General features: G+C 40.7%; 10 protein-coding genes. All 10 read right to left on the reverse strand.

Annotated elements, in window-relative coordinates; translation table 11 throughout:
- Window positions 1-20 precede the first annotated feature (20 nt).
- The 10 genes from ACDZ28_RS02995 to ACDZ28_RS03040 all read right to left on the reverse strand — a co-directional run bounded on the left by ACDZ28_RS02995 (window position 21) and on the right by ACDZ28_RS03040 (window position 13,487).
- Window positions 21-992: a sugar ABC transporter permease gene (locus ACDZ28_RS02995; RefSeq protein ID WP_076120957.1), complete on the reverse strand. Its 972-nt coding sequence runs from the start codon at window positions 990-992 to the stop codon at window positions 21-23.
- A gap of 84 nt (window positions 993-1,076) precedes the next feature.
- Window positions 1,077-2,780, reverse strand: coding sequence for a sugar ABC transporter substrate-binding protein (locus ACDZ28_RS03000; protein WP_341115970.1), 1,704 nt, complete (start codon window positions 2,778-2,780; stop codon window positions 1,077-1,079).
- Window positions 2,781-2,895: 115 nt separating this feature from the next.
- Window positions 2,896-4,434: a response regulator gene (locus ACDZ28_RS03005; RefSeq protein ID WP_042130963.1), complete on the reverse strand. Its 1,539-nt coding sequence runs from the start codon at window positions 4,432-4,434 to the stop codon at window positions 2,896-2,898.
- A gap of 15 nt (window positions 4,435-4,449) precedes the next feature.
- Entirely contained in the window at window positions 4,450-6,255 is a 1,806-nt protein-coding gene (locus ACDZ28_RS03010) for a sensor histidine kinase (protein WP_375103979.1), read from the reverse strand.
- A 25-nt stretch (window positions 6,256-6,280) separates the two neighbouring features.
- Window positions 6,281-7,813 (reverse strand): response regulator transcription factor, encoded by a 1,533-nt coding sequence (locus ACDZ28_RS03015; RefSeq protein WP_339288068.1) that lies wholly within the window; start codon window positions 7,811-7,813, stop codon window positions 6,281-6,283.
- Window positions 7,814-8,020: 207 nt separating this feature from the next.
- On the reverse strand, window positions 8,021-9,073 hold the full coding sequence (locus ACDZ28_RS03020) for a trifunctional transcriptional activator/DNA repair protein Ada/methylated-DNA--[protein]-cysteine S-methyltransferase (RefSeq protein WP_339288070.1): 1,053 nt from the start codon (window positions 9,071-9,073) through the stop codon (window positions 8,021-8,023).
- 7 nt (window positions 9,074-9,080) lie between these two features.
- Window positions 9,081-9,869 (reverse strand): isocitrate lyase/phosphoenolpyruvate mutase family protein, encoded by a 789-nt coding sequence (locus ACDZ28_RS03025; RefSeq protein WP_339288071.1) that lies wholly within the window; start codon window positions 9,867-9,869, stop codon window positions 9,081-9,083.
- Window positions 9,870-10,068: 199 nt separating this feature from the next.
- Window positions 10,069-10,995 (reverse strand): DMT family transporter, encoded by a 927-nt coding sequence (locus ACDZ28_RS03030; RefSeq protein ID WP_042132474.1) that lies wholly within the window; start codon window positions 10,993-10,995, stop codon window positions 10,069-10,071.
- Between the two features lie 223 nt (window positions 10,996-11,218).
- A complete protein-coding gene (locus tag ACDZ28_RS03035; RefSeq protein WP_339288072.1) occupies window positions 11,219-11,383 on the reverse strand; it encodes a hypothetical protein in 165 nt (54 codons plus the stop codon).
- Between the two features lie 286 nt (window positions 11,384-11,669).
- The gene (locus tag ACDZ28_RS03040; RefSeq protein WP_339288074.1) at window positions 11,670-13,487 is read right to left on the reverse strand and encodes an FAD-dependent oxidoreductase; all 1,818 of its coding nucleotides are present in this window, start codon (window positions 13,485-13,487) and stop codon (window positions 11,670-11,672) included.
- Window positions 13,488-13,544 lie beyond the last annotated feature (57 nt).

Genomic DNA, 13,544 nt, shown 5'->3' on the forward strand with positions numbered 1-13,544 from the left:
TAATTGAGTTTTCTCCATGATTATAACAGCCTCTCTTCCCCTAGCCGCTTCGAGGTCCAGTTAGCTAATAGCAGCAACGTTACACTTACGACTGTTTTAAATATACCACCCGCAGTGGCTAAGGAATAATTCCCTTGCCCAATCCCGTATTTCAATACAAATATATCTATCGTATCCGACCAGTCTGCAGTAAGACCGTTCCCTAACAAGAACGGAACCTCAAATCCGACATCCAGTACATGTCCTATGGACATGATCATCAGGATTACAATGGTTGGTTTAATTCCAGGTAATGTTACATTGAACATTTTTCTGTACCGGTTTGCCCCATCGATCTCAGCAGCCTCATATAAAGCTGGATCTATAGAAGCAATAGCAGCCAAGTAGATGATTGTACCCCATCCCACCTCTTTCCAGACGGTTGAAGCACCCACAATACCCCAGAAATATTTTCCTTCACTGAGCCAAAGGATTGGTGAGTCAATAAGATTTAATTTCATGAGTAAGATGTTGATAATCCCGTCGTTACCAACCGAAAGGGAGACACCTACAATCCCTGTTACAATGATCCAAGAGAGAAAGTGCGGCAAGTAGGATATAGTCTGCACGGTTCTTTTCCAAAATACATTTTTGATTTCATTAAGAAGTAAGGCTAATCCTATCGCAGTAATAAATCCTAGAATGAAATTAATTAAACCCATTGCCAATGTATTTCTAAATACCCTTAGAAAGGTATCGTCCGTAAATATTGCCTTGAAGTGCTTCAAGCCAACCCACGTTTGTTCGCCAAATGCCTTAGCTGGTTTATAATCCTGAAAAGCCATGGTCCATCCCCAAACAGGTACGTACGCAAATAGTACAATATACAGCAGCAATGGAACTGACATCCAAATCAACTGTTTCTGATTCTTAATCAAGGTCATAGTAATCGGTTGTTTCTTTTTTCTTTTAGGATGCCGGTTAACTTTTTTTCCCGTTAAAATCTCATCCATATATTTTCTCCTCACATCATCCATATATTTCAGAAAGTGGTTGGCTAATAAGCCACCACTTTCTGATTTTTAAGCAAGCTCTAACTATTTAACACTCCAAGTATCAAATCTCCATTTAAGCTGTTCATTGATTCTGTCTTCGTAAGCTTTAATATCCGCTTTATGAAGTTCTCCAACAAATTCAGTCCAAACTTTATCGAAATCGGAAGGGCTAGCCAAGATTGCTTTTGGCAGGTACTTGGTTTTAACTTCTCCCATCTTCGTATCGGCAATTTTTGCTGGAGAATTTTCAACAAGATCTATCGACCAAGCTGGATAAGCCACTGGGTTCGGTCCAGGCTTACTGAAGAAATCTACATAACTGTTGAATCCATATGCGTCAAGGACTTCCTTGTCATACGCTTCCAACCCTGCTTTATATTCTTCTGGTTGGGCTGCCGCATCCGTTGAGTTACCGTCTGCAAAGTACCCTTGCATTTTAGGAGCAGTAGCATACCAAGCTTCTGCTTTGTTACTTAGCTTCCATGTTGCATCAACTGCGTTGTCCCGTTGTTCTTGGGTTCTTATAAAGCGACCGTCTTCCACTTGATAATCTTCGCCTTCAATCCCCCAAGTGAGGGTTTTTTGCCAATCTTCTTGAATTAATGTGTCCATAAGTTTAAGGATTCTCACTGGATCCTTAGCATTGACAGTGATCCCGAATCCATTATTCAAGTTAAGAGCAGGGCGATCCAGATAATAATCTTTGGTGTTAGTATCATATACAAGAGGCAAACCTACATAAGTGCTCATATCTTTCCCTTGTGTTTTGAGTGAATCTTCTGCTTTCTGGAAGTTCCAGTGTTGATCAAACATTCCCAGTACGGCTCCGCTAGACAATTTAGCTAAATATTGGTCATAATCCATCACAAATGCTTCTTTGTCAATAATACCCAACGCATTCATATCATTAAGCTTTTTATAGTACTGCTTAGCATAGTCTTTATCCGCAAAGATTTCTGCTACGTTATCCTTAACTACTACTCCGCCATCATTAGGATGCCCGATCAGATGCTGAGGAGCGTTGAACAATCCCCAGTTTCTCCAGTCTTTGTTATGAATCTCAAACCCAATTGTTGGTTGACCATCAATGGTTGGATTTTTCTCTTTATATTTCACGATAAGATCGAAATACTCGTCCAAAGTTTTAACGGTTGGATAACCGGCATCTTTAAGTACGGCTTTCTGAATCCAGAAAGCTGGGCCAGAGTAATAAGTTGTATTCATCTCACCGTTATACGCACCATAGTTTGGAAGTGTATAAATGTGTCCATCATTTGGATCCTTCATCATGTTCCAGTAAGCTGCGTAATGCGCTTTCAAATTCGGAGCGTGTTCTTCAATCAAGTCCTCAAGAGGAATAAATGCGCCTGCTGCCGTCAGTTGGGTATTGGAACTCATCAGATCCGGATAATCCGAACCGGCAATCATAACACCAAGCTTCTGTTTAAGATCTCCTGCCAAGAATTCGAAACTGAATGATGCACCTGTTTTTTCTTTGATCATCTTGTAAATTTTGTTATCTGGTGTTGGTTGTTGACCAGCTTCTCCAAGAAAGATACTAACTTCAAAAGGCTCTACCTTCTTGTCATCGGTTCCAGCTGCAGTTGCAGCTGTTGTTTCTGCCGGTTTGTTTTCCCCCTTAGCAGTATTACCGCTGTTATTTCCACCGCACCCTGCTAGAGCAAAACTTAGGGATAACACAGCAATCAGACTAAGTTTGAACTTTGATATTGACTTGCCCCCCATAAAGCACCTCCATATTTTGTTGGTGAAACCATATTGTAAGCCCTTACAAGTTAAATTATAGAGGTGATGATGCCATTGATAATACGCCAGAACTAAAGGTATACCCCCAAAAAGTTTAGGTATTCGCATGTTTAAATTCATTAGGGCTCATCTTCATCTTTTTTTCAAATTGTTTGAGAAACTGACTGTAATTGGAATATCCTACTTTCTCGGCGATCTCACTGTTTTTGAGCTTATTGTGTTGAAGTAAACGTGCAGATTCCTTAATCCGGAGGTCATGCAACTGCTCATTAAAATGAATGCCATTCTTCTTGATCAATAATTGTCCCAGATACACTGGATGCAGGAAGAATACCTCCGACAGCTTTTTAATTGTAAGATTTTCGTGATAATGCGCTTCAATATAGTTGTTGATTTCCTGTACAATCCCCTGTGATTTTTGGCTTTGTTCTTTTAGAAGAATATCAATACTTGCCTCACCACATGATAAAAGATTACGCATTAAATCGTTCAACTTCATCATCGAGTCCCGCATTTCGGGGATTGTTATTTGGGTTAACAGGGAGGATACTTGAACTTCACTAGCTTTCGAAGTAAACTCAACGATCTTATACATAATATGAATAACGATCTTCTTCACAACCTCAGGAGCAATGCGCATCTCACGAAAACTGCGAGAGGCTAAGCCCACAGCTTGTTTAAATCCTTTTATGTCCAGTGTGTTAATGGGTCTCATTAAGTCATCCATCAGTTGAATTTGATCATAGTGATAGCTGAACTGACTATCTTTGGTTCCCTGATAGGTCAAGAATCCTGAATGATCCGAATTATAAAAATAATACATTAGCGCTTCTTTCGCCGTTCGGTAGCTATTCGCTATTTGAAGCAAAGAGCCCACGCTATCCCCTACTGCAATATACATGGCTTGCTTAGGGTGTTCATTCAGCAAGGGAGCTACTGCATGATATATTGCAGCACCCTCATCAGACTCCGAAGGATAGCCGTATACGATTCCAAAGCAATAAGCCTCCAGATCGATCAGAAACATCGATTCCGTATTCGTTAGGAGAGCTACTGCTTTCTCTCTGATTTCCGTATACATCGTTGGGTCTGTCTGTAGTAAACAAATATTCCAAAGGCTTTTGTCTTCCGATAGACGTGTAAGTACTGTAAAGTCTGACTTATCTTCTGCCTTCTCATTCAATATGCTCTTAAGAAGAGAGACAACCTCCTCTGAGTTTGCCATTTGATTTAAGCTTCGCTTCTGAGTTTCCTGTTCTAATTCCCGATATATCTCCTTCAATTCTTCTGACGCCTCTTCTTCGAATAGCGGCTTCATCAGATAATGGTTAATGCCATAACGTATAGCTGTCTTAGCATATTCAAACTCACTATAACCGCTTAGTATGGCAAACTTAATCGGTTTAGTCTCCTCTTGCTGCCAGGCGGAAACCATTTCCAGACCATTCATTAGCGGCATATTTACATCGGTAATGACAAGATCCGGCAGTAGCTGCTTTATTAACTGTAAGCCCTCTTTGCCATTACTGGAGGTTCCACATACTTCAAAGCCAAGCGCCTGCCAGTCTATCCATAGCTGCATCCCCTCAAGAGCACTAGGCTCATCATCGATCAACAATACTTTGTATTTCATAGGCTCCCTCACCTTCTAGCTATTTTTTCGTTCCAGGAGCTTTAGCGGAATGCCAAACGTGACAACGGTCCCTTCATTTGGGACACTGCTGATTTCAAAGCGAACCTGATCTTCATAATATAGCTCCAGTCTGCGATACACGTTGCGGATTCCGATATTCGTTCCTGAGGAGGCTTCTTCATTTTGAACATTAAATAAAATTTCTTTAAGCTGGCTTGGTTCGATCCCTTTACCGTTATCTGAAATCGTAACTTGCAAACGACTATCCTCGATTTCCGTCTTTACTTTAATGATACCGAGTCCTTCTATGGCCTGCAGGCCATGCTTACAGGAATTTTCTACTAAAGGCTGCATGCTTAGCTTTGGAATTTTATATTGCAGCGACTGCTCATCGATCTCAAATTGATAATCAAATTTATCTCTGAACCGGAATTTTTCTATTTTCAGATACATCTCAATGAACGTCATTTCTTCTTCCAATGTAACGAGATCTTCTTTCCAGCTAAGTAGTCTTCTGAGCAACTTGGATAAACTCTTAATGATGTCTGTAACGTCCGAATAATTATTTTTGGTACAGACCACTAAAATGGCATTTAAAGTATTGAAGAGAAAATGGGGATTCATCTGACTTTGCAAAAAATTCAGTTCAGCCCTTACTCTTTCCATCTCCAGGTTATTCTTTTGAATCTCTAGTTTGTATACGTCGTTAATTAGAGAATTAATTTTAGTGGTCATTCTATTAAAGTTGTGAATCAAGTCACCAATCTCATCTTGTCCTTCATCGATTTGAATAAGATCGAATTTCTCATTCGTTACTTTCTGCATATGCCTAGACAACCGTTTCACCCGATAATTGTAGGATCTTAACATCACATATAAAAAGGCGGTTGTGAGCAAGGTGACAATGGACGCCAAAATACCCGCATAAATTCGAATCTCCAGAATCGCCTGAGCAATACGCTCCCCCTGCGTAACCCCTATAATTCGCCAGCTTTTTATATAACTAGCTCCGCCAACGGGTACAATATGTATGTCTTCCTTGCGCTCATCATCCTGAAGCTCGAATACAGGATAAGGATCCTTCGCACCTCTCTGATAACCGCTCTGAGCAGACATAATGATTTCATCCTGCCCGTTAACCAGGTAAAGACTCAAATAATCCTTTTCTCTAATTATAATGTCATATATTTTACTGAGATCCAGGTCAATTCTAAGCAGCTTCTCATAGGTATTTAGTGAGCTGTATACATCCATTCGTTCAATTACACTTAAATAGGGGGCATTAGAAGCCACATTAGGCGCTGCGCTCATTTGATAAGCAGCAAGAAACATATGTTTATTCGCAGTACTGAACTGCTTATACCACTCACTTTCCCTTACCTTGTCCGTGATGACCTGATAGTTACTACCAGAAAAAATGGAGTCATTATTCGTAAATACAGTAATTCGTTCAAGCTGATTGTTAACTGGCATATAACTGTTCATCCGATCTCGAAGCTGTTCGTCGAAGGTGTCATAAAATTCGATCAAGCTCCCATACCTCCGCTCTAGCAATTCATACAGATTCTTATCGGAGGACAGCGTATAGCTAACTGCTACTCCACCCTCAATGAAATCCTGAATATCCTTTCTGGCCCTCTCTAAAGAGATTTCTAAGTTTTGCTGTTCTCTGGATTTGATCAAATCGGAAATCCGATCCAAAAAAACAAGGTTGATAATAATGATAGGGAGAAGCACACCTATAATATAAATGAGGGAAAATTTATAGTTCAGTGGAATGTCATTGACTACTTTTCTAAATCTGAATTTTTTTCTCTCCATACGAAACACCTTGCTTCCCTTAGAGCTATTGGTTTTTATTTTCATTTTTATAGACGGATGGGACTACCCCTACAATCAGCTTGAACTTGTCTATAAAATAGTCTGTATTTGAAAATCCCACCTGCACCGCAATATCCGATATTTTCAGCTGCGTTCGCTTAAGCAGACTTTTGGCTTCCTCAATCCTTTTGGCATTTAAATATTCACTAAAGCCCTGACCCGTTTGTTTCCTGAAAAGCTGTCCCAAATAGGTAGAATTGATATGAAATTGCCGTGCTAAATCCTGAAGCTTCAATTTATTCCGAAATTCACGATCCACATACTGAATCACCTTGTAAATCGTATTTTGTTCATTCTGCTGCTCTAATTCAGATAAATAGACCGTCGCCAGCATAGAAAGACTTTGAACATAGCGGCTTAATGCAAAATAATCATTTAACTCCCCTAAATTTCCATATTCTTGCTGAATCTTTATCATCATCGTATCTGGAGTACCATTCATTTGGGCTATAAGTGTACAAATTGTAAGCTCCAAATGAGCCACTTGGGCTTGCACGATTTCAATCGTCAATAGATTCTCTACGAAAACAGCAAACGTTTCTTTTACACATGGCTGTATCTGTTCTATATCGTTTGCCAGGACCTTATCCAGCAGCAGTTTGAAGTGATCCTCATGGTGTTCATTCTTCTTTAGAGCCCTAAGCTCACAATAATAAAAAACCCCCTTCTTCTGCTGATGTGTCTTGCGTTTCCATACATCAAGCGCCTGCATATAAATTTCTCGAATCGAACACACGCCTACCCCCCTAGTGCTAATCGCCAGGAGTACCGGCTCATGTGATTGTTCAGCAAAATCCGAACGAATCTGGTTGACGATAGCATCCAGACTCTCATTCCCAATAGAAGCAGACTCAAGAATAATCCCTGTTCTTCCCGATCGATCTTGAAAGAAATGTATACTTTCCTGAGGAAAGTAGTCGACAGTTCGTGGAAGAAATGGATTCAAAGATGTGGCTGGTTCGATAAGAATACACATTAATTCTGCATTCGCTTGAAGCTTCAACGTGCTCTGGGTTAGAAGCTCTAAATTTTCGTTGCACTCACCTTGAATTAGACGGTTGATAATATTGTTTACGATAAAAAATTGCTTCTTATCAAGCTCTTCATTGGAAGCGATTTCATTTCGAATCATAGGCGTAATCCTGCTTAATAATGACTCTATTTCTTCATCATCAATAGGCTTTAATAAATAGTCGTTCACTCGTTGTTGCAATGCCGTGTGTGCATATTTAAAATCATTATATCCGGTCAATACCACAAATTTTGGAGGCTTAGGCATCAATTCATTCAGCTTTGTGATAAGCTCGAGACCATTAATAACCGGCATATTAATGTCCGTTAAGACCAATTCCGGTTTATATTCTTGAATAAGTCTCATCGCTTCTGAACCATTACGGGCTTCCCCGCACACTTCAAAGCCGTATTTTTCCCAATCAATCATCGTTCTCAGCCCTTCAAGTACCCAGGGCTCATCATCCACGATCATAACCTTCAGCATGATGTTCGCTCCAATCTCCTTAAGATAAGGCTGCGCTTTCTTATGAAAATATATATTATGCTATCACAATTGGATATTGTTGTGATAGCATAAAATTTCCTTCTTTTGCTTGAACTAGTGCTTTTCTCACTTAAAAAAACAATAAAAAACGATGTATCCAGACTTTCAGACACATCGTATTCAATACATTTTCAGTTGATTTACGCCCTACATACTAATGGTTTTCTCATGATTGATTAACCATTCTTTTCTTGCAATACCGCCGCCATAGCCTCCTAATTCACCGTTACTATTGATCACTCGATGACATGGAACCAAGATCGATAATTGATTCGCTCCATTAGCCCTTGCTACAGCGCGGCAAGCCGAAGGGTGATTTATATTCTCTGCAAGCTCCTTGTACGAAACCGTTTGACCTATAGGAATTCTTCGTAGTTGATTCCATACATTTTGCTGAAAATCAGATCCAAGATAACGAATCGGCGTTCTGAATTCTATAAGTTTTCCTTCGAAATAAAGATTTAATTCCTCTTCAATTTGCTCTAGCACAGCAACCTTTTCAGGCAAAATCGTTGCATTTAAGCGTGTGCGTAATTTCTTGATTTCATTCTCAAGTCCCTTTCGGTCTACAAACTCCAGCAGTAAAAGGTACTCTTCTTCTGCGATCGCAAGCATAGACCCTAATATCGTTTCTATCCAGGTACAGTGCAGCACTTTAATCTGCTTGGAGTGATTCGGGACGGTGCCCATCGTTCGTGAAAAGGCATCCCTAAATCCATTACTCGAATCGTACCCGCTATCCAGTTGTGCGTTAATGATAGAATCCCCATTCCTGATATGTTTGAATGCCAGTCCTAAACGTCTAGAACGTGCATATTCAATAAAGGTCATTCCGAATTGCTTCTTAAATTGTCTGCGTGCAGTATTTGCACTAATTGACAGCTCATCAAAATCTTTATCTGTCCATTTCCTTTCCGGGTTACGCTCTATAGCTTCAACAAGAAGCTTTACTTCTGAGGACATTTTCGTGGGATTGGACAAAGGCTGGCATCTTTTACACGGTCTATATGAAGCTAACAAGGCTTCTTTGGCTGTTGCGAAAAACTCACAATTTTCTTTATAAGGCTTTTTAGCCGGACAAGTTGGCCTGCACATGATGCCTGTTGTTTTTACGCCGACAAAAAATACACCTTCATAATTGGAGTTTTTTTCGACTAACATCTCATAATATTTATCGATTTGCTGTTTATTCGTGATCATAGTGTCGTTAGCTCATTTCTAAATAATGTGCGGGTGGCTGCAGAATGGACCGGGCATCGTCTTGAAGATGATGCAGTGCTTGAAAGTAACTATATGGACCATAGCTAATTCTTTTTACGCCAAGCTCCTGCAATTCAGCATTAGAAATCATACCATCCATCACCATAACATTTACAGGCAGTGGCGACTTTTGCACAAATTGTTCTATCAAACTTTGCTCAGTCAACCCCGGAATAAAAATCGCGTCTGCCCCAGCCTCAGCATAAGCATAGGTACGTTCTATAGCTTCATTTACTAGACCCAGCGAATGCTTCGTTTTTTTGAAAAAGAGATCGGTTCTGGCGTTAATAAATACGTTCTTCTGAAGCTTGGCTGCTACTTGCTGTATCGTTTGAATTCGCTGACTCTGCTCCTTGATTGCCCATAATTCATCGTCCGGATGATTCACCTTTTGATCCTCGAAATTGATCCCGCAGATGCCTAATTGGAATAATTGTTCCATGTTATTGGCTAAGGACTCTTCATCTACAGCATACCCACCCTCAATATCTACCGTCAATGGTACAGATACATGTTCTGCTATTCTAGAAACAGACCACAGTAGCTGCTCAAATGAGAGCTGTTCGCCATCCGAATACCCCCATGCATCCGCCATTGCGAAGCTGCTTGTGGCTATAGCCTTTGAACCTGCTTTTGCTATCGCTTTGGCCGAAGCTACATCCCAACAGTTATATAGCATTAGCGGTTTCTGTTGATTGTGCAGAGATTTAAAATAGTCATAGTCAATTCTGTTCATCAGTGGTCATCTCCATTAAATAGAATAGCACCACTATATAATAGGCATTGATCCGTCATACCAGAAAAATTAACACCAATCTTTTTTTGTACAAGCATAAACGCTTTCGGTGATATACACACTTATATTTTTAAAAAAAGCACCGAGGAATGATCTCATCCTGTAAGGACATGATTCATATCTCGATGCCAGTTTGCACTTAAAGCTCTATTTTACGTAGTGGTTGTTTAGGGGATGGTTTGGGTGACTTTTTCCCTGTTCGCATCGGGATGATTTGTGGTGCCGCAATTCCAATTAGAACGACGAAAATTCCAACCCAGCGAAGCAAAGATACATCTTCTTGCAAAACTAATACGGAGGCGACTACAGCTGCCGGCAACTCCGCCGCACCAAGAATCGTTCCCAGGCCTGAACCCAGTTTCGGAACACCAATAGAAAAGAAGAGTACAGGAATAACTATACCAAGCAGCCCTAAAGGAAGACCATACTTCCAAAGACCATCTGTAAGTGCTCCGTCATAAATAAAGGAAGGCGAAAAAACAACCATAATAATAATCATTGCACTTGTAGTCATATACAAGCTTTTATTCACTGCAGGTACCTGCGTAGCCACTCTACCACTAACAAAAATATAGAAAGCAAAAGACACCGCAGACATCAGACCGAAAACAATACCACTCGTAGTCATTTCGCCTACACTAGGTTCTAGAATCCCCCCAGCTAGTATGGTTCCTATCAGAAGGATAACCATCGAAATTATTTTCTCTCGACTAGGCCATTTTCTATCTACAATCGCCTCCAGAATCACACCAATCCAAGTAAATTGGAATAAGAGCACGATCGCAATCGAAGCAGGTAATTGTTCAACGGCAAACCCATAGAAAATACCCGTCATACTAATGGTAATCCCCGCGCCTAATAACGAAGCACCTACCTTTAACCCGAGTTTTTTTCGGGAAAATAACACAACTAACAAGAGCAGCATGCACCATCCAAAAAAGTATTGCGACCCAACCAGTTGCTGCATTCTAAAGCCATCATTCATTCCAAGCTTAACGATCGTGGAGAGCGATCCATAACTACATGCACCTACAAATACTAGTAAAGCATATTTGAGTAACTTCATATTCATCGTAATCTTCTTTCCTTTCTGTTGAACCTTCCTATTGGACCGTCCAAATCACATAATAAAGCCCCTTGTCATCGAAATGACAAGGGGCGACTGAAACCAAAGAATACATCTTTGACAAAATTCCGCCACTCCATCCACTGGATAGAGTTTGGTTTATTTACTTATAACAACACGAATTATAATATGATAAATCACACAGGGTGTCAACTTGAAATGTTTACAAAGCATTCATTTCAAAAGGGTTGGCTGAAAAATGAACTTCTTCGTTTATAACAATGAGATGAGAGATTGAACCATATTTATCATCCTCAGGATAGGTAACTGCAATAATTGGTCTACTGCCTGCAAACAAATGAACAGCTTCCCAAGATGACCATACCATACACAAAAAAAAGTGAACACACTTATCTTGTTTCTGCAATTTTTACGTTTGCACCTATATTCCCGTCTAATGAGAGAGCCTCTTCAACTTCTGTTTTATTTTATCAAATGGAACGATCCCATGCCATGTACGTGTGATCATTTAAATTCTCCTCATAGGCTCATTCTACGTTATCTTCTGACAACTCATCTTATCAAAGCTTCAATTGATCATAAAGTTTTACAACGTAAATAGCCTGTGATCCTCTTGCTCCTTGCAGAGCAGTGGATCACAGGCTTTGTTATTTTCATTTTCCATCGACAACTGCTTTGGCAGCATGTTCTCCGCTCAGTCGACCGCTAGTTAGGGCATATTGCACAGCACTACCGGTCATGTACACTTGATTGTACAAATAACGATTGGCTGCTTCTCCGCCTGCGTAAAGATTGTTAATGATAGATCCATCTTCTTTTACAACCCTATAGTTCTCGTCAATTTTCAAGCCGCCAAAAGTCCCCATCGTTCTAGGGTAATTCTTAATCGCATAGAAAGGTCCTTTGTTCACTGCAACAAGCGTTGCCGATTCTTTTCCAAAAGCATCTTTGCCTGAAGTGACGCCTGCATTGAAAGTATCCATCGTTGTTACTAGTGCATCTCCAGGTAGCTGCATGGCAGAAGATAATTCTGCAATAGTATTTCCAGTAGCAATCTCATCACTTGGAAGCTTAGCTTCCAGTGTTTTAATCACTTCCGCATTAGCAACACTAGAATCGAGAACCACCCACACTTGTTCATTCTTAGCAGCCTTATTTGTTACAAGGGCGTAATGGCTATTTTCATTCATGTAACGCTCGCCCTTTTCATTCACATATACCTTCGTTGTATCCCACTCTAGGGCACTCAAGCCAGGAATACGAGCAGTCATCCCTAAACCGATGATCCATGGGTCTTCATAAAGAGCAGCTCCTAATTTCTCTGCCATAAGAATTCCATCCCCTGTACTACCTGCACCTGCTGCACTGATATCCATGTTCTTAACAAATTCTGGCAAGAACTCCTTCATTAATTCCTCACTCTTAGCAAAACCACCCGAAGCAATGATCACCTTTTTAGCATGAACGATCAGCTTGCCTTCAGCATTCTCAGCCGTAACTCCGATCACATCGCCTTTATCATTCGTGATTAGCTCGGTAGCTTTGGTCTCCGTAAGGATGTCGATTCCTTTATCCCTAAGTGTCTTTTCCATATTTGCGATTAAGCTTGCTCCACCTGCTTCAGGAAAATGCAGGCGAGCTACAGGATCAACGCCATAACCTTGTACACTTGCATATTTATGATTCATGGTATCTACTAACCATTCTGTCGTATCTACAGCAGCATCCATAAAAGTACGCACCCGATCGTAATCTGGATACTTACTCTCCGGATTACTTGTGCTTTGACGTTCCTTCCACAGCTCTAACCATGACTCTGGTGAGTCTTCAATGCCTTGCTCTTTTTGAAAACGAGTGCCCGTTGCCCCGATTGCTCCACCAGACAAAGCTGTTGAACCACCTAGCGTTGCTAATTTTTCTAATACGATAACTTTGGCACCATTCTCAAAAGCGGATCCAGCCGCAGCAAGCCCTGTACCGCCTCCACCAATAATGACAACATCAGTGGTTAACTCCGTTGCCTTTTGCTCCTTAGCATCCGTTACAGCTACCACCTTAAGCGCCTCTACATCTCCACCCGCTTGTTTGACGCAATCCTCCACTGCAGTAAGAATTGCCTTCGAGGAGTTCGTTGCACCAGATACAGCATCAACAGCCAATGTCTGTCTCTCAACAATTTGCTGCGGAATACGTTCGAACGGCGTATCACTAAGACCTTTGGTTTCACTTTGCTCCTTCACTACAACTGAGACGATCGATTGCTCGTCGAACACTACTTCAACCGTCACATCGCCATTGTTACCAGCGGCTGTCGCCGTATATGTCCCTGCTTTATACATAGCAGAAGCTGAGGCAGTATCTGACTTGGCACTAGTGGCAGTCTCTGAAGCAGATGGTGAACACGCCGCTAAACTTAACAGCAATACAAGACCTAATAACAACAAACTTACCCTTTTCAAATTCCTTTTCATTCTTGTTCCCCCTTGATCTATAAGCACGTAATGATTACTACCCTGAGTGTAAATTCT

The organism is Paenibacillus sp. RS8, assembly GCF_041956825.1.
Taxonomy (GTDB): Bacteria; Bacillota; Bacilli; order Paenibacillales; family Paenibacillaceae; genus Paenibacillus_AQ.